Origin of the sequence: Nocardia sp. NBC_00511, assembly GCF_045161165.1 — a bacterium.
In the GTDB taxonomy this organism is placed as follows: Bacteria; Actinomycetota; Actinomycetes; order Mycobacteriales; family Mycobacteriaceae; genus Nocardia.
Map to the genome: position 1 here is coordinate 1,787,176 of NZ_CP107849.1, position 25,420 is coordinate 1,812,595.

At 66.2% G+C, this 25,420-nt stretch carries 3 protein-coding genes; all 3 read left to right on the forward strand.

The annotated features are described in order from the left end of the window. Positions 1 to 478 precede the first annotated feature (478 nt). The 3 genes from OG300_RS08555 to OG300_RS08565 are packed head-to-tail and all read left to right on the forward strand — an operon-like array spanning position 479 to position 25,361. The gene (locus OG300_RS08555) at positions 479 to 13,549 is read left to right on the forward strand and encodes an SDR family NAD(P)-dependent oxidoreductase (protein ID WP_405493902.1); all 13,071 of its coding nucleotides are present in this window, start codon (positions 479 to 481) and stop codon (positions 13,547 to 13,549) included. Further along, the gene (locus OG300_RS08560) at positions 13,549 to 23,979 is read left to right on the forward strand and encodes an SDR family NAD(P)-dependent oxidoreductase (RefSeq protein WP_405493906.1); all 10,431 of its coding nucleotides are present in this window, start codon (positions 13,549 to 13,551) and stop codon (positions 23,977 to 23,979) included. The genes OG300_RS08555 and OG300_RS08560 overlap by 1 nt, the downstream gene beginning before the upstream one ends. Next, positions 23,976 to 25,361: a cytochrome P450 gene (locus OG300_RS08565; RefSeq protein WP_405493908.1), complete on the forward strand. Its 1,386-nt coding sequence runs from the start codon at positions 23,976 to 23,978 to the stop codon at positions 25,359 to 25,361. Before OG300_RS08560 ends, OG300_RS08565 begins: the two co-directional genes overlap by 4 nt. Positions 25,362 to 25,420 lie beyond the last annotated feature (59 nt).

Sequence of the window (25,420 nt, forward strand, 5' to 3'; positions counted from 1 at the left end):
CAGCCGACGACGCGCGCGTCCGAATCCCCGCCCCGACAACCCCTTTGATCCCCGTCCCGATACTCAACGCCGAACTGTAGCGATAACAAGTTCCACTGTCTAGCGTTTCTTTGCTTCCGAAAGGTGTGCATAGCAAGAAGATTCGCGACAGTGGCTGCTTGCACGATTGTGGAACACGTTCTATCTTGAGGAAGCCGTTCGGGCGGGCTCTGGGGGTCCGGCCGGGTATCGCAACACGACGTCGGGGGATCGACCGTCGCCTGGCGAGGATGCCCGTGCTGACTCTCGGGTTGTGCTCGCCGATCCGGCTGAAGCTTCGGGGATGGGAAATCAGGTATGAGGGTCATCTGTCGACCATGCAGGTGCAAATTTTTGGTTAACGAGCAACGCGCCGGATCGTAGCGGCGACCGACGCCGTCATGACCGTTTGTGGGTTGTCGCAGCCCAGCTTCGCTCGACTTGGATAGGGGACAGGTTTATGCACCAGCCGATCGCGATCGTGGGTCTTTCCTGCCGCTTCCCCGGTGCTGCCGACCCCCGTGGCTTTTGGCAGGTGCTGCGGGGCGGAGTGGACGCGACCTCCGAGGTGCCCGCCGGGCGGTGGCGCCTCGACGAGATTCCCGAGGCGGCTGTGCTGCGCCGCGGAGGATTCCTACCCGAAGTGGACCGTTTCGATGCCGAGTTCTTCGCGATGTCGCGTCCGGAGGCCGCAGCTGCTGATCCCCGTCAGCGTCTGGCCCTCGAATTGAGTTGGGAAGCAATCGAAGACGCCGGCATAGTCGAGGACCGACTGAGTGCTGAAGGGGTCGCCGTCTACATCGGCGCTGCCGGCGATGACTATGCGGCACTTGTGCACGACGGCGGTCCCGAGGCGGTTTCCGAGCACACGCTGGCCGGTTTGAGCCGCAGCTCGATCGCCAATCGGGTGTCACATGCGTTGGGTCTACGCGGTCCCAGTGTCACGGTGGATACAGCACAATCGTCGTCGCTGGTCGCCGTGCAGTCGGCTGTCGAGAGCTTGTGCTCTGGTCGGTCCGATCTGGCGCTGGCGGGCGGGGTGCACCTGAATCTCACGGTCGACGGTGGCCTTGCGCTGGCTCGTGCCGGGGTGCTTTCGCCGGATGGCCGGTGCCATGTCTTCGACTCGCGCGCCAATGGTTTCGTCCGAGGCGAGGGCGGCGCCATGGTCGTGCTCAAGCGGCTCGCCGACGCCGTTGCCGAGGGCGACCCCGTCTACTGCGTGATTCTCGGTGGGGCCGTGAATCACGATTGCGGCGACAGCCTGACCACACCGACTGTCGAGGCGCAGACGGAATTGCTCCGTCGCGCGTACGCCGACGCTGGTGTCGATCCGGCCGACGTGCACTATGTCGAATTGCACGGGACCGGGACGGTTGTGGGGGATCCGATCGAGGCGGGGGCACTGGCTTCGGTGTTCGCGCCCGGTCGTGACGACGCGAACCCGCTGATGGTCGGATCCGTCAAGACGAATATCGGTCACCTCGAAAGCGCGGCCGGTATCGCCGGGCTGGTCAAGGCCGCGCTCGCGATCCGGCACGGATCGCTTCCGCCGAGCCTGCACTACCGCGAGCCCAACCCGAACATTCCCTTTGCGGCCGGGCGGCTGCGCCTCAACGACAGTTTGCGTGCGTGGCCTGCCGCGGGCCGGGCGCTGGCGGGTGTCTCGTCCTTCGGCGTCGGTGGCACGAACTGTCACCTCGTGGTGGCCGCTCCGCCCGATCCGGGCCGATCCGCCGAAAGAGAAGAAGAAGGTACTACCGCGGTGGCGGTGCCGGTGTCGGGGCGAACTGCCGAGGCGTTGCGTGCTCAGGCCGCACGGCTGCTGGACTTCGTCACGGCCGAGCCCGCTGCCGTGCCGGTGGACGTCGGCGCTTCGACCGCCCTTCGGCGTACGCACTTCGCGCACCGTGGAGTGGTGGTGGCGTCGGATCGCGGTGAGCTGTGTGCCGGTCTGCGTGCGTTGGCTGCCGGCGGTGGTGCGGCCAATGTGGTCGAGGGCGAGATTGTTTCCGGTTCTGGTGTGGTGTGGGTGTTCCCCGGGCAGGGTTCGCAATGGGTGGGGATGGCTCGGGGGTTGTGGGAGTCGTCGCCCGTTTTCGGGGCGCGGATGGACGAGTGTGCGCGTCTGTTGGACGGGTTGGTGGATTGGTCGTTGCGTGATGTGCTCGGTGATGAGCAGGCATTGCAGCGTGTGGATGTCCTGCAGCCGGCGTTGTGCGCGGTGATGGTGTCGTTGGCGCAGTTGTGGCGCTCGGTGGGTGTGGTTCCGGCTGCGGTGGTGGGTCATTCGCAAGGTGAGATCGCGGCGGCGTGCGCAGCGGGCCTGCTGGAGCTTCCGGATGCGTTGCGGCTGAGCGTATTTCGCAGTCGCGCGATTGCCGATCGGCTGTCGGGTCATGGCGCGATGGCATCGATCGCTGTGGCCGCCGGAGAGGTCGGCCATGCGGGTGTCACCGTCGCGGCACTCAACGGTCCCGACAGCGTCGTGGTGTCGGGTGCGGTTGCCGACGTGCATGGCTATGTCGCTGACTGTGCGGCCCGTGGGATCAGCGCGCGGGTGATCCCGGTCGACTACGCGTCTCATTCGCCTCAGGTGGACACGATTCGGGAGGCTGTGCTGGCGGCGGGGCGCGACGTCGTGACACAACCGAGTGACATCGCCTATTACTCCGCGGTGACCGGCGGTCGGCTGGACCCGTCTTCGATGGATGCCGAGTATTGGTATCGGAATCTGCGGGAGCCGGTACGTCTCGAGGATGCGATCCGGGGACTGGCTGCTGCAGGCCATCGGGTTTTCGTGGAGGTCGGTCCGCACCCGGTATTGACGATGCCGGTACAGGAGACGGTGCCGGACGCGGTCGTACTCGGTACGTTGCGTCGAGGTGAGGACGAGTTCCGGCGGTTCCTGCTGGCGATGGGCGAGCTCTTCGCGTGCGGGGTGACGGTGGACTGGCGGGCTGTCTTCGATGGTGCCCGTGCCCGTGCCCGTGCCCGTGTGTTCGACTTGCCTACCTACCCGTTTCAACGGCAACGGTACTGGTTCGACGAAGACCAGGTTGACCAAAAAGCTTATGCGCCAGTCGATCTGCTCGAGCTGAGCGATGTGCAGCGCGGGGATGCGGGCGGTGCGCTGCTGGCGTTGGTGCGCGCACAGGCGGCGGTCGTGCTCGGGCACGGCGATGCCACCATGGTGGACCCCGACCGGACCTTCCGCGACCTCGGATTCGACTCGGCACGCGCCGTCGAATTGGTGAGACGACTCAAACGGTCGACCGGCCTGCCACTGCCGACAAGTCTGCCGTTCAGCTATCCCACCATCACCGCCGTGGTGCAGCACTTGCGCGATGGGTCTGTCGGACGCCGGCGCACCTCCGCACGGGTCGCCGATTCCGATCCCATCGTCATCGTGGGCATGGCGTGCCGACTACCGGGCGGAGTGTCCGAACCGGATGAGTTGTGGCGGTTGGTGGCCGATGGCACCGATGCGATTACCGGGTTTCCCGAGGATCGGGGCTGGGAGGTAGCTGACTCGGTACCACAGTTCGGCGGCTTCCTCACCGGCCAAGGCGATTTCGACGCCGAGTTCTTCGGCATGAGCACTCGAGAAGCGCTGGCCACGGATCCCCAGCAGCGACTGGTGCTGGAAACAGCGTGGGAGGCATTGGAACGAGCAGGCATCGATCCGGTCGTACTGCGTGGAAGTCGCACCGCCGTGTTCGTCGGCGCGATGGCACAGGACTATCTCCCGCGCCTGGCGGACGTGCCGGAAAGCCTAGGGGGACATGCGCTGACCGGGAGCGCGTCCAGCGTCATCTCCGGGCGTCTGGCCTACGCGCTCGGTCTCGAAGGCCCTGCGGTAACCGTGGACACGGCATGCTCGTCGTCGTTGGTCGCACTGCATCTCGCCGTGCACGCCCTGCGATCGGGGGAGTCTTCGCTGGCTCTGGCCGGCGGAGTTTCCATCATGGCCACGCCGGGTATGTTCGTCGAGTTCGCCAGAGCGGGCGGCCTCTCGGCCGACGGCAGGTGCAAAGCATTCTCCGCCGCGGCGGACGGCACCGGATGGGCCGAGGGCGTCGGCGTCCTGGTACTGGAGCGGTTGTCCGCGGCACGACAACACGGCCACCGGGTGCTGGCTGTAGTGCGGGGTACCGCGATAAACCAGGACGGGGCGAGCAACGGCCTGACCGCACCGAACGGATCGTCCCAGCAGCGAGTAATTCGTGATGCCTTGGCGAATGCCGACCTGACCGCCGGCGATGTGGATGCGGTGGAGGCGCACGGCACCGGCACCCGGCTCGGTGACCCGATCGAGGCCGACGCCGTCCTCGCGACATACGGGCATGACCGTGACGCGACGAACCCACTGTGGCTGGGTTCGCTGAAGTCCAATATCGGACACACGCAGGCGGCCGCAGGCGTCGCCGGTGTCATCAAGATGGTGATGGCACTGAGACACGGCATCCTGCCCCGGACTTTGCATGCGAACGCGCCCTCACCACACGTGGATTGGTCTTCCGGCGGCGTAAGACTTCTCACCACAGCACAGGAATGGCCGTCGAATGGCGTGCCGCGTCGCGCGGGCATCTCCTCATTCGGCATCAGTGGTACCAACGCACACGTCATCGTGGAAGAAGCACCCGCCTTCGACGAGCACGACGATACTGCGGAGGAATCGCCCGTCGTTCCTGTCGCGATCTCCGGCCGAACGCCGCGGGCCCTGCGTGATCAGGCTTACCGACTCCGCAAACACCTGGAGTCTCATCCCGAACTGCGACCGGCCGACGTGTCCTATACCTCGCTCACCGGGCGCTCGGTGTTCGAACACGGGGCACTGGTGACGGTGTCGAATCGCGAAGGCCTGCTGCACAGCCTGGAAGCGGTGGCAGGCGACACGTGGGCGCCCGACGTGGTCCGCGGGCAGCGGTCCAAGGGCTGGACGGCGTTCGTGTTCACCGGACAGGGTGGCCAGCGCCCCGGCATGGGAAGAGAACTGTGCGAACGGTTTCCCGTGTTCGGCACGGCCTTGAACGAGGTATGCGACGAACTTCGGCACCACCTGGGTCGTCCGCTGCGCGAGATCATGTTCGCCGCGCCGGGGTCGCCGGAGGCCGAGCTGCTCGACGATACTCAGTGGACCCAACCTGCGGTGTTCGCCCTCCAGGTCGCCTTGTTTCGGCTCCTGGAGAGCTGGGGATCGCGACCGGATTTCGTGGTAGGCCATTCGAGCGGTGAAATCGCCGCCGCCCACGTGGCCGATGTCCTGTCCCTGCCCGATGCGTGTGCGCTGGTCGCGGCTCGCGGCCGAGTGATGCAGGGGCTGCCTCCGGGCGGAAGGATGGCAGCCGTAGCGGCCGCTGAGCACGAGGTGCTGCCGTTGCTGACCGCCGGAGCTTCGCTCGCGGCAGTCAATGGTCCACGCTCCGTGGTGATTTCGGGATCCGAAGCTGCGGTGGCCCGGATCGTCGATCACTTCGCTGCGCAAGGTCGCAGCACCGCGTGGTTGCGCGTGAACTATGCCTCCCATTCCTCGTTGATGGAGCCGATCGCCCACGAGCTGGCTACCGCGCTGCACGGCCTTCGGTCGAGCGCAGGGCGAATCCCGGTCATCTCCACCCTCACCGGCCGTGCTCTCGATGACGATCGGCTCGGCTCGCCGGAATACTGGGTGCGGAACGCTTGCGAGCCGGTGCGGTTCCACGACGCGATTCGGACCCTGGCCGAGCGCGGCGTCACTGGCTTCGTCGAGCTGGGTCCGGATGCGACGCTCACCAAAATGGTGGAGAGCAGCCGGTTGCCGGACGAAGAATGGCTCGTCACGGCGACCATGCGGCAGGACCGCCCCGAGGATGCCGCCCTGCTCACCGCCATGGGCAGCCTCCACCTGAACGCTAGTGGTCCGGACTGGGGAAAAGTCTTCGCAGGCACCGACGCCGGCCCGATCGAGCTGCCGACGTATGCGTTCCAGCACCGCCGCCACTGGCTGGTCACGTCCGGCCATACGGGCTCGGACCGGCTCGAGCACCCGTTCCTCGAAGACGTCATCGCTGTCGCTGACAGTGGGGGCGTCCTTTTCCGCGGGAGACTGTCGGCGCGGCGAGATCCCTGGCTGCTCGACCACCGGGTGTGGGACCGGCCTGTTCTGCCCGGCACGGCACTGGCAGAGCTGGCCGCGTGGATCGCCGATCGCGTCGGCTGTCCGCAGGTGGCTGAGCTGACGCTGCGGCAACCGCTGGAAGTTCCCGAGACGACGGTGGTGGAACTGCAGGCGTTGGTGGGCGCCCCGACCGAGGTGGGGGAGCGATCATTCGCCCTGCACTCGCGGGTAGCGGGTCAACCGTGGCAGCTGCATGTCTCCGGTCTGCTCGGCTCGGCAACCGAGGCGGTCACATACCCGGTGGCGCCGCCGTCCGCCGACGCTGTGCCAGTGGATCTCACGCATCTGTATGACGAACTCGCGCAGGTCGGCCTGGAGTACGGGCCGGCCTTCCAAGGGCTGCGTGCGGTGTGGGAGCAAGGTGCGGAAGTCGTTGCGGCGGTAGCGCTGCCGGAGGACTTATCCACTCGGTCCGGTTTCCTGGTACATCCCGCAATTCTTGATGCCGTGCTCCATGCAGTGGGGCCAAAGGCGTTGGGGGACAGTCAAGGACAGCCGAAAATCCCGTTTTCCTGGGCGCAGGTGCAGATCCGTCCGACGACGAGCAGGCACCTGCGAGCGCACATCGTCGCGAATGCCCCGGACCGCTTCGCTGTGACGGTCAGCGAAGCCGAAGGAGGCCAACGGGTGTTCTCGGCCCAGGTCACCTTGCGGGCGCAGCCTGCCTCGGGACTTGCTGAGGACTCGCTGTTCGTCATCGATCGGGTGCAGTTGCCCGCGGTCCGATCGGTGCACAGTGCCGGTAACGCGGTGGTACTCGAGGCCTTCGGCGATAGTGCGGGTGACGTCCCCGCGACGGTTCGCCGACTCGTCCGCTCGGTGCTGGACACAGTGCAATCCCATCTGGCCGCACCGGGGGACGCGCCGATCGTGGTGGTCACCAACCAGGCCCTCGACGGCCATGATCTGGCCGGCGCGGCGGTATCGGGAATGCTGCGCTCCGCCCAGACCGAGAATCCGGGTCGGATCGTTCTCGTGGACACCGACGATCCGGATGGGGTCGAAGACCTGCTGTCCACTGTGCTCGCCACCGGTGAGTCCGAGGTCGTGATCCGGGCGAGTCGCATGTCTGCGCTGCGACTCGCCCCTGCCCCGAAATCGCATTCGGATGCCGAGGTGTTCGGTCCGGAGGGGACGGTGTTGATCACCGGAGGTACCGGTGCGCTGGGCGCCGTGCTCGCCCGGCATCTGGTGACTCGGCACGGTGTACGCAGTGTGTTGTTGGTGAGCCGACGTGGTGGTAATGCCCCGGGCGCAAACGAATTGGTCGCGGAGCTTCGCGGGTCGGGCGCGTCGGTCAGCGTGTTGGCAGCGGACCTGGCCGACCGAGATGCGGTGGCGTCGGTACTGGCAGAAGTCCCGGCGCAGGCACCGTTGCGGGCTGTCGTGCATGCCGCGGGCGTCCTCGACGACGCCGTGTTCACCGCGTTGACCATGGACTCCGCGGAATCGGTACTGGCAGCGAAGGTGGATTCCGCCTGGCACCTCCATGAACTGACCAAAGACCTGGAACTGTCAGCTTTCGTGCTGTTCTCCTCGGTGGCGGCCAGCTTGGGTACCGCGGGTCAGGCCGGTTATGCCGCAGCGAACGCGGTTCTCGACGGGCTCGCTCAGTATCGGCACGGGCGGGGGCTGGCGTCGGTCTCGCTGGGGTGGGGTCCGTGGGAGGACGTCGCGGGCATGACGGCCGCGCTGACGGAGACCGACCGCCGCAGGCTGGCGGCGCGCGGTCTGCGGCCGATCTCGGCGGAAGCAGGCGTGCGGCTGTTCGATATGGCCTTGGGGCTCGGGCGCGCACACGTGCTTCCGGCACGGATCTCGGCTGCGCGACTCGAATATCCCGTGGGCAAACGTCATTCGTCCGCACCGACTCCGGCGACGGGCACGGTTCGAGATCGGTGGCACAGCGTGGCCGAACGGGATCGGACCGCTGAGATGCGGCGTCTTGTTCAGGCTCAAGTCGCCACGGTGCTGGGTTATGACGACGAGATCGGGATCGATCCGGATCGCGCGTTCCGCGACCTGGGATTCGACTCGTTGACAGCGGTGGAACTCCGCAATGCGCTCGCCGTGGCCACCGGGCTGCGGCTGCCGCCCACCCTCGTGTTCGACCATCCGACACCCGAGGAACTCGCCACCTTTCTGACCGGCCAGCTGTTCGGTGCGGCACCGGCACCGGCTCCGACGGCGGTGGCGACAGTGACCCGCCACGACGAAGATCCGATCGTGATTGTCGGCATGAGCTGCCGTTATCCGGGCGGCGTTGCCTCGCCGGAGGATTTGTGGAGGCTCGTTGCCGATGGTGTCGACGCAGTGACGGAGTTCCCCCGTGACCGTGGCTGGGATGTCGATGGTCTGTACGACCCTGACCCCGAGGCGTCGGAGCGCAGCTCCACGCGATGTGGGGGATTCCTCGACAACGCCGCGGACTTCGACGCCGACTTCTTCGGGATGTCGCCGAGGGAGGCCCTGGCGACCGACCCACAGCAGCGCTTGCTACTCGAAACAGCCTGGGAGGCACTGGAACACGCGGGAATTGCGCCGACCTCGATACGCGGTAGCGACACCGGTGTGTTCACCGGCGTCATGTACAGCGATTACGCGACGCGAGCGCTCGAGAATCCTGGCGCCCTGGAGGGATACCTGTTCATCGGCAGCGCTCCGAGTGTCGCGTCCGGACGGGTGGCCTATTGCCTGGGTCTGAAAGGGCCGGCGGTATCGGTGGACACCGCGTGCTCGTCGTCGCTGGTGGCGCTGCATTTGGCCGCACAGGCGCTGCGGGCGGGTGAATGCACCCTCGCCCTGGCGGGTGGGGCGACCGTGATGGCCACTCCCACCACCTTCGTGGAGTTCTCCCGGCAGCGGGCGCTTTCCGTCGATGGGCGGTGCAAGGCGTTCTCGGCGGCTGCGGACGGCACCGGCTGGGCCGAGGGCGTGGGTCTACTCGTGGTGGAGCGGATGTCCGATGCGCGACGCAACGGACACCGCGTCCTCGCGGTCCTGCGCGGAAGCGCGGTCAATCAAGACGGATCCAGCAACGGACTCACCGCACCACATGGTCCCTCTCAGGAACAGGTGATCCGGCAAGCCCTCAGCAGTGCGGGACTGTCCCCGTCCGGTGTCGACGCTGTCGAAGCCCACGGGACCGGGACGCCGTTGGGCGATCCCGTTGAAGCACAGGCGATATTGGCGACCTACGGACAGGACCGCCCGGCCGGCGAACCGCTGTGGCTGGGCTCGCTCAAATCCAACATCGGGCACACCCAGGCCGCTGCGGGTGTCGGCGGCGTGATCAAGATGATCATGGCGATGTCGCACGGTCGTCTACCGAAGACACTGCACGTGACCGAGCCGTCACCCCACGTGGATTGGTCCTCCGGTGCGGTGCAGCTGCTCACAGCCGATCGCGACTGGCCTTCCGTCGACCGGCCCTGGCGGGCGGGAGTGTCGTCATTCGGTATCAGTGGCACCAATGCGCACGTGATCCTCGAAGCACCAACCATCACCCCGCAGCCGGATGAAACGCCACGAGCATCAATCCCGGTTCCCGTACTGCTCTCCGGCCGGACTCCCAGGGCATTGCGCAGGCAGGCGGAGCAGATGCTGTCGGCCCTCGACGACCGGTCGGCAGTGGTGAATGTCGCGTTCTCCGCCGCAACCACTCGGTCACATCTCGAGCATCGTGCGGCCGTCATCGCGGCGAATACCGACGAACTGCGTCAAGGACTGATTTCGGTCGTGGCGGGCGTGGCCGCGGCGACTGTCGTGCCAGGTGCGCGGGATCGGGGTAAGACCGCGTTCGTCTTCACCGGTCAGGGCTCGCAGCGGGTGGGCATGGGCGAGGACCTGGCGGCACTGTTCCCGGTGTTCGACAGCGTGCTGAATCAGGTGTGCGCGGAGTTCGATCAGCATCTCGACCGGTCGCTTCGCGAGGTCATGGCCAGGGAGGCCGACCTGCTCGATGAGACCGAGTGGACGCAACCGGCCCTGTTCGCGTTCGAGGTGGCCATGTTCCGGCTGCTCGAGTCCATGGGCGTGCGACCGGACTTCGTGGCCGGACATTCGATCGGTGAGATTGCCGCGGCCCACGTGGCAGGTGTGCTGTCGCTGCCGGACGCCTGCACTCTGGTGGCAGCGCGCGGCCGGCTGATGCAGGCGTTGCCTGCCGGTGGTGCCATGGTTGCCATCCACGGCACGGAAGAGGAGGTAGTGCCGCTTCTGGCCGGATATCAGGACCTGATATCGCTCGCTGCGGTCAACAGCCCATCATCGGTGGTTGTCGCAGGCATCGCGGAGCATGTGCATGCGGTGGCCGCCCAGGTCGCGGCTCGGGGAAACCGAACTCGGCAGTTACGCGTCTCGCATGCTTTTCACTCTCCGTTGATAGAGCCGATGCTGCCGCAGTTCCGTTCGATCGTGGCGAACCTCGAGTTCGCTGAGCCGGTCATGGCGCTGGTGGCCGCAGCGCCGCAGCAGCCCGAGTACTGGGTGCGCCATGTGCGTGACACCGTGCGCTGGGCCGACACAGTCGCCTTTCTGGCCGGCGCGGGCGTCACGCGGTTCGTCGAGGTCGGTCCCGATTCGGTGCTCACTCCGATGATCGAGGAATGTCTGCCTGAATCCGCCGATGCGCTGCTCGTACCGACCATGCGGCGCGGGCAACCTGAGATCGAAGCGCTGGTTTCCGCGTTGGGTCGAATGCACGTCAGCGGTGTGGAGGTGGATTGGTCCACTGTGTTCGCCGGCACCGGCGCTCGACGAGTGGACCTGCCGACCTATCCGTTCGAGCGTGAGCGGTACTGGCTCGATGCCAGTCCCGAGCACCCGCTGTTGACCACTGTGGTGGAACCGGCCGAGGGGCTGGGTGTCATTCTCACGGGGCGATTGTCGATGCGGACGCATCCGTGGCTGTCCGACCATCGAGTGCAGCACCGGGTGATCGTGCCGGGAACCGCGTTGCTGGAGATGGCGCTCCAGGCGGGTGTCGCGGTCGGAGCCGAGGTCGTGGATGAGCTGACCGTGCTGAGCCCCGTCGTCGTACCGAATGGCCACGAAACCGAAATCCAGGTCGCGGTAGGGGATCCCGACGAGTTCGGTCGGCGCCCGCTGCGGCTGCATGCCCGCACCGACAGTGAGTGGCAATTGCATGCCACCGGGCTCTTGGCCGCGGCACATCCGAAGGTCGCCGTCGCCGATCTCGCGCAGTGGCCGCCGGCCGAGGCCGAAACCCTGGATGTCGCACTGTGGTACGACGAACTTGCCGCGGTCGGATTGGAGTACGGGCCCGGATTCCGAAATGTGCGTGCCGCATGGCGCCGCGGAGCAGAGCTGTTCGTCGAAGTAGAGCTGCGCGAAGGGACCGGCAGCTCGGGAGCACGCTCGGCCTTGGTGGATGCGGCACTGCATGTGTTGGCCGTGACGAGAGGCCCGGTCCTGCCGTTCTCCTTCAGTGGCGTGCATGCCGCGACTACGACTGTCCGTCGGTTGCGAGTGCGAATCACCGCCCTCGGCGATGACGCGGTGGCATTGAATCTTGCCGATGACAACGGCGTCGCGTGGATGTCCGTCGATTCGCTGACTCTTCGACCGCTGGCGGCGGCCCCGCTCGAATCGATGATGTTCCATGTCGACTGGTCGGAGATAGACCCGGCAATACCAGCCGAAACGAGTCCTGCGGTGCTAATTTCCGTGGCGGAGTCGGCTCGTCCGGCAGGCGTCGAGATGGTCCACGACGTAGCTGAGTCCGTGCTGGGACAGGTCCAGCAGTTTCTGGCGACAGCGGGCGACGACCGTTTGGTTGTGCTCACCCGACACGCGGTGGCGGTAGCGCGGGATCACGACATAGACCTGGCGGGTGCGACCGTCTGGGGCCTGGTTCGGTCGGCGCAGACCGAGAATCCCGGCCGAATCATGTTGGTGGACATAGACGAAACGGGTGATGCGAACGCACTCCTGGCTGCCGTGCTCGCGACCGGCCGAGACCAGATCGCGGTTCGTGATGGGAAGCTGTTCACTCCTGGTCTGTCCCGAACACGTGCTGTCGCACCCGAGGCGGACGTGTTCGATCCTGACGGCACCGTGATGATCACCGGGGGAACCGGCGGCCTCGGTGCCGAAATTGCCCGGCACCTGGTGAACCGACACCGGGCACGCCACCTGCTGCTGCTCAGCAGGCGAGGCCCGGACGCTGCCGGTGTGGCTGCGCTGACCGCGGAACTCGCCGCAGCAGGTGCCACCGTCGATGTCGTCGCCTGTGATGTCGCCGACCGCGCAGCACTGGAAGGGGTGGTGTCGGCCCTCCCGGCCGACCGCCCGTTGGGTGCGGTGATCCATGCTGCCGGCGTGGTCGATGACATGGTGTTCTCTGCTCTGACACCGGCACGATTGCATGCGGTGCTGGCCACCAAGATGGACGCTGCGTGGACCCTGCATGAGCTGACTCGTGACGCGAATCTTTCGACATTCGTGCTGTTTTCGTCAGTTGCGGCAACGATGGGCACTGCGGGGCAGGCCGCATACGCCGCCGCGAACGCTTTCTTGGATGGGTTGGCTCACCACCGCCGATACCACGGACTGCCTGCGGTCTCACTGGGTTGGGGTCTGTGGGAGCAGCAGAGTGGAATAACCGGGCGGCTGGGCGACACCGAGCTGTGCCGAATTTCACGGTGGGGACTGCGAGCCCTGCGGACCGAGGCAGGCTTGGCCCTGTTCGACGCCGGACTCGTCGCCGACTTGCCCCACTTGCTGCCGATGCGTCTCGACCCGGCCGGCCTGGGAATTGGAGAAGCGCCGGCCCTGCTGCACAGCCTGCTTCCCCGGCGAGTTCGGCGCCTGGAGCACCGTTCCATCGACAGTTCGCAGACGTTGCGGGAGCGCCTGAGCGCACTGCCGACCTACGAACGGGAGATGGCCGTCCGGCAATTGTTGCGCACCGAGATCGCGGAGGTGCTCGGACATCGAGAGCCCGACTCCGTTCCAGAGGACCGAGGTTTCCTGGAGTTGGGCCTGGACTCGCTCACCGCGCTCGAGCTGCGCAACCGTATCAACGCGACTACCGGCCTGTCGCTGAGCGTCACGGTGATATTCGACTTCCCGACGCTGTTCGCCTTGGCCGCGCATCTCCTGGAACGGATCGCGGACCGCGAAACACCCAGCCCGCCAACGATTGTCACGCAGCTGGACCGCCTGGAGACCACACTGCGATCGGTTGACGACGATCAGCTGCGCACCGCGATCGCTGTCAGGCTGCGGGGAATGTTGTCTGCCCTGTCCAGGTCCGATCCGGAAGGTTCGGACGACGACCGGGAGCTTGCCGACGTAACAGCAGCAGACCTCTTTGCCATGATCGACGAAGAGCTGGAGAAGCCCTGATGAGTGATGAACAGCTCCTCGACTACCTCAAGCGCGCCACCTCCGAGCTGCGACGTGCACGGCGTCGGATACACGAACTGGAATCCGTAGCCGCCGAGCCCATTGCCATCATCGGAATGGGCTGCCGCTATCCGGGCGGCGTGTACTCGCCGGAAGATTTGTGGCGGCTCGTGGCCGACCGGGCGGATGCGGTCGGGCACTTTCCCGCAGACCGCGGCTGGGATCCCGAGGCGCTGCTGCGCAGTACCACTACCACCGGCGGTTTCCTCCACGATGCAGCGGAATTCGATGCCGGCCATTTCGGCATGTCCCCACGGGAGGCGTTGGCGACGGATCCGCAGCAGCGACTGCTGCTCGAGGTGTCATGGGAGGCACTGGAGCGTGCGGGTGTCGATCCGCTGTCGCTCGCGGGCAGCCCCACCGGTGTCTACCTCGGCGTCATGTACAACGACTACGGTTCACGACTTCTCGATGACTCCGGCGACTTCGAAGGACAACTCCTCACCGGCAGCCTGCCCAGCGTGGCGTCCGGTCGAGTCTCCTATTTCCTGGGACTGAAGGGCCCGGCGGTCACGGTCGATACCGCGTGCTCGTCCTCGCTGGTCAGCCTGCACATGGCTGCGCAAGCGCTGAGGTCGGGGGAGTGCGGCATGGCGCTGGCCGGTGGTGTCACCGTGATGTCGACACCCAATGTATTCCTGGAGTTCTCTCGCCAGGGCGGGCTCTCACCTGACGGCCGATGCAAGGCGTTCTCGGCCGAGGCGGATGGCACCGGCTGGGCCGAAGGCGTCGGTGTGCTTGTCCTGGAACGGCTTTCGGATGCACAGCGACTCGGACACCCGGTGCTCGCGGTGTTGCGAGGATCTGCCATCAATCAGGACGGCGCAAGCAGCGGCCTCACCGCGCCGAACGGGCCATCCCAGGTGCAGGTCATCCGTGCGGCGCTTTCCGCCGCGGGCCTGCGACCCACCGATATCGACCTGGTCGAAGCGCACGGGACGGGCACTCCGCTGGGCGATCCGATCGAATTGCACGCCCTCGATGAGGCTTACGGTGCGGGTCGCGCTGCCGATCAGCCACTGTGGCTGGGATCGGTGAAGTCCAATATCGGCCATTCTCAGGCGGCGTCCGGTGTCGCGGGCGTGATCAAGGTTGTCATGGCGATGCGAAATCGCACGATCCCGCCCACCCTGCACATCGACCGGCCGACAGCACATCTCGATTGGTCTGCGAGTCCCCTGCGGTTGGCCTCGGAGATGATTGCCTGGCCGGAGCAGGGTCGGCTTCGCCGTGCCGGGATCTCATCGTTCGGCATCAGCGGGACCAATGCACATGTCATTTTGGAAGAGGCCCCCGTGGCAGCGGCGGCCGGCTCCAATGGTCTTGCCCGCACGCACGTTCCAGTCGTGGTGTCCGGTCGGTCGGCGGCTGCTGTGCGCGCGCAGGCTGTGCGGCTGCTCGATCGCATCGAGCGGGATTCAACCGTTTCAACTCTCGACATCGCTTACTCCTGCGCGCGACGACCGGCACTGGAATATCGTGCGGTAGTACAAGGTTCGGGCCGCGCCGAGATCATTGCCGGGCTGCGCGCACTCGCCGACGGATTCATTCCGGTGTCGACCGCCGCCACGACGGATTCGGTGGTCTGGGTGTTCCCTGGGCAAGGCTCGCAATGGGTGGGCATGGCGCTCGGCCTGTGGGAGTCCATGCCGGTGTTCGGCGCTCGAATGGCTGAGTGTGAGCGAGTATTCGCCGGGCTGGTGGATTGGTCTCTCGCGGAGGCATTGGCGGATGAACAGCTGCTGGCGCGGGTCGACGTCGTACAGCCGGTGCTGTGCGCGGTGATGGTGTCATTGGCAGCACTCTGGCGGTCGGTGGGTGTCACACCGTCCGCTGTTGTCGGTCACTCCCAGGGGGAGATTGCTGCCGCATGTGTGGCTGGGCTGTTGTCGCTCGAAGACTCGCTACGTTTGATTGTGTTGCGTAGCAAGGCTATTGCAGATGGCATGTCCGGCCATGGCGCCATGGCTTCGATCGGTCTGGCTGCCGCGGATATCGCCTGGGACCGGGTCAGCGTGGCGGCGATGAACGGTCCCACTTCGGTCGTGGTCTCGGGTGATGTGGAAGCCGTGCAATCCTATGTGGCCGAGTGTGAACGGTTGGGCGTGCGGGCTCGAATCATCCCAGTGGACTATGCCTCTCATTCCGTCCACGTCGAGGCGATCCGTGATCAGGTGCTCGCGGCCGGTCGCGACATCTCGCCGGGTACCGGCGACATCGACTTCTTCTCCACAGTCACCGGCGGTCGTCTCGACGGGTCCGCATTGGATGCCGAGTACTGGTACCGGAACCTTCGGCAGCCGGTCCGGCTGGCCGAGACAATCCGCGCGCTGGCCGACGGCGGTCGGCGGACCTTTCTCGAGGTGAGCCCGCATCCGGTGCTCATCCCCGCGATTCAGGAAACTGTGACCGACGCTGTCGCACCAGGGACCTTGCGGCGCGGCGAGAGCGACTTCATACAGTTCCTGCAAGCCATGGCGGCCCTGTACACCGAGGGTGTACCCGTCGACTGGCGGCCGCTCTTCGACGACACCGGCGCACGCCTCGTCGATTTGCCCACTTATCCCTTCCAGCGCCGGCGCTACTGGCTGGAAGTACCGCGGCCGTTTTTGAGTGCTCCCGTCGCCCTCGCGTCGAGCGACGAGAGCATCCAGCGCGGACGACTGTCGGTGCGAACGCACGGCTGGCTGGCGGATCACCGGGTTCGGGGTGAGCATGTAGTCCCCGGAACGGCGTTGCTCGACATGGTCTGCGGCGAGGAGTGTCTGCTCGAGGAACTCACCCTGCACATTCCGTTGACGCTGCCCGCCGATGGCGCTGTCGAGGTTCAGGTTCATCGGGGGCAGCCGGACGAGAACGGGCGTCAGTCGCTACGGCTGTACTCCCATGACGCAGATTCCGGTTGGCTCTTGCATGCCAGTGGGACACTCGTCCCGGCCGCAGGCGGTGGCGTGGTCGCCGACCTGACCGAGTGGCCGCCGCAAGGGGCGCGGGAACTCGACCTGTCGCACTGGTACGACGATCTCGCCACCCACGGCATGGAGTACGGCCCTGCCTTCCGCGGTCTGCGGGCGGTATGGCTGCGCGGTGCGGAACTGTTCGCGGAAGTCGTCCTACCCGGGCCACTGATGGATCAAGCACGATGGTTCGGGCTGCATCCGGTGCTGCTCGATGCGGCTCTCCATGCGCTGGGACAGCGCAACGGTGGGATGGTGCCGTTCTCTTGGAGCGACGTGCGGTCAAATGCCGCATCTCCCAACGCTATTCGGGTGCGGCTGACTCCGCTGGGGACCGATTCGGTGGCACTCGAGGTCGCAGACGGCACCGGTCGAGGTGTGATGTCGGTCGGTTCGCTCACGCTGAGGCCCCTCGGCGTTCAGCGTCCTGATGCCCTGTTCGAGCTCTGCTGGGAACAGGTGCAGGCTGCCGCGCCGGCGCAGCCCTCGGACAGCGTGACAGTCATACACTGCCCGGTGGGCGAGGGCGGCATGCCGGAGCGCGTCCAGGATGTGGTGTCGGGCGTGCTGCGCGATCTGCAGCAGTGGTTGGCCAACGAGCAAGGGAACGAATCGCGCCTCGTTGTCGTGACGCGCGGTGCGGCAACCCTGGATTCGGAGGCCCCGGGAGACCTTGCGGCAGCCGCGGTGTGGGGGCTGGTTCGCTCCGCACAAACCGAGCACCCGGACCGGATCGTCCTGGTCGACGGTGACAGCTCCGATGAAGCGGGGGCCGTGACCGACATCGTGCCCGCGATCCTCGCTACCGGTGAGCCGGTCGTGGCCGTACGCGATGGTGTTCTGCATGCGCTTCGCCTGACCCGCACGGTCGGCACCGAGACCGCGCCATTCCCGGCCGACGGCACCGTACTGATCACCGGCGCCACCGGAACCTTGGGCCGCGCGGTCGCACGGCACCTGGCCGGTGCGCACGGTGTGCGAAACCTGTTGCTGGTGAGTCGCCGGGGCATGACCGCCGATGGTGCCGCGGAGTTCGTCACGGAGCTGTCCGCTCACGGTGTTGCGGTGACGGTGGCGGCCTGCGACATCGCTGACCGGCAGGCATTGAGTGATCTGCTGGCTGCGGTTCCGCGAGACAAGCCACTGTCGGCGATCATTCACGCCGCCGCGGTATTGGACGACGGAGTGATCGAATCCCTCACTCCGGAGCGGTTCCGAAATGTACTGGCCGCCAAGGCGGACGCGGCATGGAACCTGCACGAGTTGACCATGGATCGCGGGCTGTCGGCCTTCGTGCTGTTCTCCTCGGTCTCTGCGGTCCTCGGTGGCGCCGGCCAGGGTAACTATGCGGCTGCGAATGCCTTCCTCGATGGGCTTGCACAACACCGTCGAGCGCAAGGGCTGCCTGCGATCTCCCTGGGCTGGGGATTCTGGGCAGAGCGCAGCGGTCTGACCGGTGCGCTCGATGACACGGATGTCGCTCGCATGGCGGATAGCGGTGTGTCGCCGCTCGACACCGATGCGGGATTGGCGCTGTTCGACCTGGCGCTCGGCGTGGATCGGGCCCATGTCCTTCCGGTGCGCTGGCACCTGCCCTCGCTCCGTGACAAAGCTCGCGCGGGGACGCTGGCACCGCTGTTTCGGCGCTTGGTGGCGATGCCGGCCCGGGCGGCGGGCACTTCCACCCGAGGTGAGCGCGGACTGGCCGACAGCCTCCGCGCGGCGTCGGCAGTCGAGCGGAGTCGGATCATTCGAGACCTGGTTCGACGCGAGATCGTGGCGGTCCTGAGGCACGATTCGATCGCCGCCATCGATGTGGACACCGTCTTCCGGAACCTGGGATTCGATTCCCTCACGGCACTGGAGTTGCGCAACAGACTGTCGGCCCGGACCGGCTTGCGACTGCCCGCGACCCTGGTGTTCGACCATCCGACGCCGGCGGCGCTCATTCAGTTCATCGATGGGGAGTTGTCGGGCCCGTCCGCCGATGCGGCGACCTCGGAATCGGTGTCGCCGGTGTTGTCGTCGGAGCCGGTGGCAATCGTGGGGATGGGTTGCCGGTTCCCCGGCGGGGTGTCCTCTCCTGAGGAGTTGTGGCGGTTGGTGGTCGACGGTCGTGACGTGATCTCGACGTTCCCGACCGATCGTGGTTGGGGCGGGATTTTCGATCCCGTGCCCGGTGCGGCGGGTAAGTCGTACTCGGATCAGGGCGGATTCCTTTACGACGCAGCCGAATTCGACGCGGAATTCTTCGGGATCAGCCCGCGTGAGGCGATCTCGATGGATCCGCAGCAGCGGATACTGCTGGAAACCGTCTGGGAGGCACTCGAACACGCCGGGATTCGGCCTGGGACGCTGCGAGGCAGCGACACCGGGGTGTACGTCGGCGCGATGTATCACGACTACCCACAGAGCGAAAATGCCGGCGCTATCGTGTCGGGTCGGGTGTCGTATGTGCTGGGGTTGGAAGGGCCTGCGGTATCGGTGGATACGGCGTGTTCGTCGGGTCTGGTGGCGTTGCATCAGGCGGTGGCGGCATTGCGTTCGGGGGAGTGTTCGCTGGCTTTGGCTGGTGGGGTCACCGTGATGGCGACCGCGGGAACCTTTGCGGAGTTTTCGCGGCAGCGGGGGTTGGCGCCGGATGGTCGGTGTAAGCCGTTCGCTGATGCGGCTGACGGGACCGGTTTCGGTGAGGGTTCGGGTGTGCTTGTGCTGGAACGGTTGTCGGATGCTCGGCGTAATGGGCATGCGGTGTTGGCGGTGGTGCGTGGTTCGGCGGTGAATCAGGATGGTGCGTCGAATGGTCTGACTGCTCCGAACGGTCCTTCGCAGCAGCGGGTGATTCGGCGGGCGTTGGCGAATGCCGGATTGTCGGCGGTCGAGGTTGACGCGGTGGAGGCGCATGGGACCGGTACGACGTTGGGTGATCCGATCGAGGCGCAGGCGTTGCTGGCTACCTATGGGCAGGATCGGCCTGCGGATCGGCCGGTGTGGCTGGGGTCGGTCAAGTCGAATATCGGGCACACTCAGGCGGCTGCGGGTGTGGCCGGTGTGATCAAGATGGTGCAGGCGCTGCGGCGCGGAATCTTGCCCGAGACGCTGCATGTCGATACGCCGTCCAGCCATGTGGATTGGACTGCTGGGCGGGTGGAACTGCTGACCGCGCAACGTGATTGGCCGACGGTCGATCGGCCGCGTCGTGCCGCGGTGTCGGCGTTCGGTATCAGCGGCACCAATGCGCACGTGATTCTCGAACAGGCGCCGGAATCGGCGACCGACCCCGTCCCCGAAGCCGGTGACTGCGGGGACGGGCCGGTGGTGTGGCTGGTGTCGGGTCGGACCTCGGAGGCGTTGGCGGGGCAGGCGGGTCGGTTGTCGCACTACCTGCGCGCGCGTCCGGAGGTGGATCCGGCCGATGTGGCGGTGACGTTGGCGGGTCGGACGCGGTTCGAGCAGCGCGCGGTGGTCGTGGGCGGCGACCGGGCGGCGTTGTTGGATGGATTGGACGCGGTGGCCCTGGGGCTGCCCGCCGACGATGTGGTGTCGGGGACCGCCCGCGGACCCGGCAAGACGGTGTTGGTGTTTCCGGGCCAGGGTGCGCAGTGGCTGGGGATGGGTCGCGGACTGTCGGCCCGGTTCCCGGTGTTCGCGCAGAAGATGGCCGAGTGCGATCGGGCGTTCGCGCCGCTGGTGGATTGGTCGCTGCTCGATGTACTCGCTACCGATGATGCGGGGTGGCTCGAGCAGGTCGAGATCGTGCAGCCGGTGTTGTTCGCGGTGATGGTGTCGCTGGCGGAGCTGTGGCGTTCGGTCGGGCTCGTACCCGATGCGGTGGTGGGTCATTCTCAGGGAGAGATTGCCGCAGCCCATGTCGCGGGCGGTTTGTCGCTCGAGGATGCCGCCCGGATCGTGATCGGCCGGTCGGCGGCGTTGACGGTGTTGGCAGGTCGGGGTGCGATGGTGTCGGTATTCGCGCCCTTGGACCGGGTGCAGCAGCTGATCGAAGGGTTCGACGGGCTGGCGGTGGCCGTGGTCAACGGCCCGGGATCGACGGTGGTGTCCGGTGCGCTCGAGCAGTTGGAGTCTCTGCTGAGCGAGTGTGAGCGCCGTGATATTCGTGCCCGGCGGGTGGCAGTGGATTACGCCTCGCACTCACCCCAGGTCGACCAGCTCCGTGATCACCTGATGCGGGTACTCGAAACCGGATCACCTACCCGGACCGGATCATTGCTCGAGCCGGCATCGTCGCGGGCGGCGTTCTACTCGACAGTCACCGGCACGGTCCTGGATCCGACCGAGTTGGATGCGGACTACTGGTACCGGAATCTGCGGGACACGGTGTGTTTCGAGCAGGCGGTGCAAGCGTTGCGCCGGGACGGCTACCGCATGTTCGTCGAGGCGAGCCCGCATCCGCTGCTGGGCGTCGACCTCGAACAGATCTGTGCCGCTTCGGCGTCCGACAGTGGCCATGACGCGGTGATCGTCGGTTCGTTGCAACGCGACCAGGACAGTGTTGTCGCGTTCACGCGTTCGATGGCTCGCGTGGCGGTGGCGGGTGTGGATGTGGTGTGGGATGCGGTATCGCCAGGTCGTGGTCGGCGGGTGGAGTTGCCGGGTTATGCGTTTACGCGCCGCCGGTATTGGTTGACCTCGTCGGGGGTCACCGATGCGGTGTCGTTGGGCCTGTCGGGGGCAGACCATCCGTTGCTGGGGGCGATACTGGCGTCGGCGGATTCGGGTGGGGTGGTGTTGACCGGGCAGTTGTCGTCGGCGATGCAACCGTGGCTGGTGGATCACGCGGTCGGTGGCACGGTGTTGTTCCCCGGTACCGGGTTTGTGGAGTTGGCGATGCGGGCGGGTGCGGAGGTCGGGTGTCCGGTGCTGCGGGAGTTGACGGTGACGACTCCGTTGGTGTTGACCGCCGCGACCCCGGTGCAGTTGCAGGTCGTGGTCGATGGACCCGATGGGCAGGGACAAGGTGCGCGCAGGGTGGTGGTGTATTCCCGTGCTGCGCGGGACCCGCAGGCGGGGTGGGTCACTCATGCTGAGGCGGTACTCGATCGGGGCGTATCTTCCTCGAACTCGGTGATTGCCGGTCCGGTGCCGGAAATGCCCGCGGTGTGGCCGCCGCGTGGTGTGGTGCCGGTGCCGGTGGACGGCGCGTATTCGGTGCTGGCCGATCTGGGATATGACTACGGTCCGACTTTCCAGGGGTTGCGGTCGCTGTGGCGTCATGGGCAGGAGTTGTTCGTCGAGGCCTCGTTGCCGGATTCGGTGAGTGATGCGTCGGAGTTCGGGTTGCATCCGGCGCTGTTGGATGCGGTGTTGCATGCCGCGGTGCTGGCTACGGCGGAAACCGATTCCGGTGCCGACACCGGGGTGATGTTGCCGTTCGCGTGGTCGGAGGTGACCTTGCACGCGGTCGGCGCGTCCACGGTGCGGGCCCGGATCTCACCGACCGATACGGGTGCGGTCTCGATACAGATCACCGACAGCGCCGGACACCCCGTGTTGACGGTCGGATCGTTGACGTCACGTCCGCTGTCCGCCGGACAGTTGGGCACAGCCACCGCACGCGACCGACTGTGCGCAGTGCAATGGACCCCGACCCGGACCACCACCCCGACCTCGGTGCCGGTGTCGCGGGTGTTCGCCGGTGTCGCGGACTTCCGGTCCTGGATCAGGGACGAGACCGCATCGGTACCGCCGGTTGTGGTGTTCGACCTGCGCGACCGCACCGCAGGCGATGTCGACATGCCGGGGCGAGTGCGTCGAGCGTTGTCCGACACGCTGGTCGTGATGCAGGGCTGGCTGAGCGAATCACGTTTCGCCGCAAGCACATTGGTGGTGCTGACCAGTGGGGCGATCGCGGCGGACGGTGCGCAGGTCGAGGATCTGGCCGGGGCGGCCCTGTGGGGGTTGGTGCGTTCGGCGCAATCGGAGGATCCGGGCAGGATCGTGCTCGTCGACACCGACCTTCCCGCGGGCCGCCCCGTCGAGGATCTGGCCGCCGTATTGGCGTGTGGTGAACCCCAGGTCATGATCCGTTCCGGGGTGTTGCACACCGCTCGACTGGTCCGCCTCCCGATGGGGGAGGCCGGGGTGGATTCGGGTGTGATGGCGGCGGTGTCGGCGGGCACGGTGTTGATCACCGGTGGTACCGGTGGGTTGGGATCGATGCTGGCGCGGCATCTGGTGACCGCGTACGGGGTGCGGTCGTTGGTGTTGGCCAGCCGTCGTGGTCCGGCGGCGCCGGGGGCGGCGGAGTTGGTCGCGGAGTTGACCGGGTCGGGTGCGCGGGTGCGGGTGGTGGCGTGTGATGTGTCGGATCGGGAGGCGGTGGCGGAGTTGTTGGCCGCGGTTCCCGAGGGGGCGCCGTTGACCGGTGTGGTGCACACCGCGGGTGTGCTCGACGACGGTCTGGTGGTGTCGTTGACTCCGGATCGGGTGGATGCGGTGCTGGCGGCAAAGGCCGACGCGGCATGGCATCTGCACGAGTCGACCCGCGAGCTGGATCCGGCGTTGTTCGTGTTGTTCTCCTCGGTCGCGGGTGTGTTGGGCACCGCTGGGCAGGGCAACTATGCGGCGGCGAACGCGTTCCTGGACGGGCTTGCCGAGCACCGCCGTATCGGTGGCCAGGCCGCGGTGTCGATCGCATGGGGATTGTGGGCGACCGGCACCGGGATGACCGGACATCTCGGCGATGCCGATAACGCGCGGATGGGTCGTATCGGGGTGCTGGCGATGTCGGACGAGCAGGGCTTGGCGATGTTCGACGCCGCGTTGGCCCAACGCCGTGCGGGTGTGGTCGCCGCCAGGGTGGACACGGCTGCGCTGGCTGCCGGTGCCCGCGCGGGCACGCTGGCTCCGTTGCTGGAGGGGATGCTCGCCACCGTCCGCAGCAGCACGCCGGGCGCGGTGGGTGTGCGGCAGCGGCTGGTGGGGCTGGCGCCGACCGAACAGCAAGCGGTGGTCCTGGACGCGGTTCGCGGTCAGATCGCGGCCGTGCTGGGACACGACAGTGGTGCGGCCATCGATGCGGACCGCAACTTCCGGGACCTGGGATTCGACTCGTTGACCGCGGTCGAGACCCGCAACCGGTTGAATTCCGTTACCGGGTTGCGGTTGCCAGCAACCTTGATCTTCGACTATCCGACACCGGACGCGGTGACCGCGCACATCCTTGCCCAGCTCACCGACACCGGTGTTTCCGACGCTTTAGCGCGCCTGGAAAAAGAGGTCATGGAGATGGTCGACAGCAAGACGCTCAGCAATGAATTCTACTCGAAATTGTTGAACGTGACCCGAATCGCCAGTCGGGCGAATGAAGATCGGGACTCGTCGGAGGAAATTATGGCCATGAGTGACGAATCGTTGTTGGACATGCTCGCGGATGAATTTGGTATCTCATGACAACATCGCTGATTCGGCAGGACATCCCGCATGTGCCTGGCCGTGTGCCCCTACTGGGTGATATCCGCAGTATCGACCGCCGACGTCCATTGCAGAACGAGATGGCAATGGCCGCATCGCTCGGTCCTATTTATGAACGCAAGGTCGTGGGGCTGCACTTCATCTACGTCGCAGGCGGTCGGCTCGCTGCGCAATGTTCGGACGAGCGATACTGGGAACGGGAGTTGTACGGTCCCGTGACCGAACTTCGGCGATTCATGCCGCGCAGTCTGTTCACTGCAGATTCCAGTGATCCATTATGGGGACAGGCACACCGCATCTTCACTCCGGCATTCACGCAAACGGCGATGCGCCGCTATCACCAGGCGATGCAGGGGCTGGCGGATGACCTCGTGGCGGAATGGTCAGGCAGTCGTGGTGTCGTCGACGTGCATTCGGCCATGTCGCGCGCTACGGGAGAAGCTATCGGCCGTGCCGGATTCGGTCGGAATCTGGGGCTTTTCGGTGATGCGACCGGCGGCTCCGCATCTCGTGCGTTTTTTGATTCCATGGCGGCCATGCTGCGAATGACGGCGGACGTCAGCAGTCAACTGCCCGGGATCGGCATCCTTCGCAGGTGGCAACGTGAGCCCAGGGTGCGCCGCCATATCGCAACGCTGAACGGATTTGCCGACGACATCATCGCCGATCGGCTACAGCATCCGACGGACGATGAAGACCTGCTCAACCTGATGCTCACAGCGAGCGATCCCGAGACCGGTCAACGGTTGCCTCCGGAAAATTTGCGTGCGCAATTCTTGAACTTCCTGGTCGCCGGGGCCGAGACCACGTCAGCCTTGCTGGAGGTGGTATTGCACTGTATCGCCGCTGACCGGCAGTTGCAGGAGGAGCTGCGCGCCGAGATTTCCGGTCGAGGAGGGTTCGATTACCAGGCAGTGACCGGGATGCGGCTGGTTCGGCATGTCCTCAACGAGTGCCTGAGATTGTGGCCACCGGCGCCCGGCTACCTCCGGAAAGCTCGCAGCGACCAGAATCTCGGTGGTTACCTGATTCCTGCCGGGCAAAGGGTTTTCGTCCTGGCTTTGGCCGCGCAGCGCGACAAGGACGTATGGGGTCCGGACGCCGACGCCTTCGATCCGTATCGCTTCGAAGCCGACCGTCTCCGGGCCAATCCTGAGCGATTCTTCCAGCCCTGGGGTGTCGGGCCGCGCAGCTGCATCGGTCGTCAGTTCGCGCTCCAGCAAGCCACATTGCTGATCGCTCGAATCCTGTCGGATTTCGAATTGGCCACTGACGGTGAACCTTTGGTGATCAACGAACACGGAACTTTTCGGCCCGCGCCCTATCGATTGAAGATCACGGCGACTACACGGAAGCGTTGAGCAATGACAGAGATTATGAATCAGCAGCATCGGGTCGAGTGGTCCATGATCCCCACTCC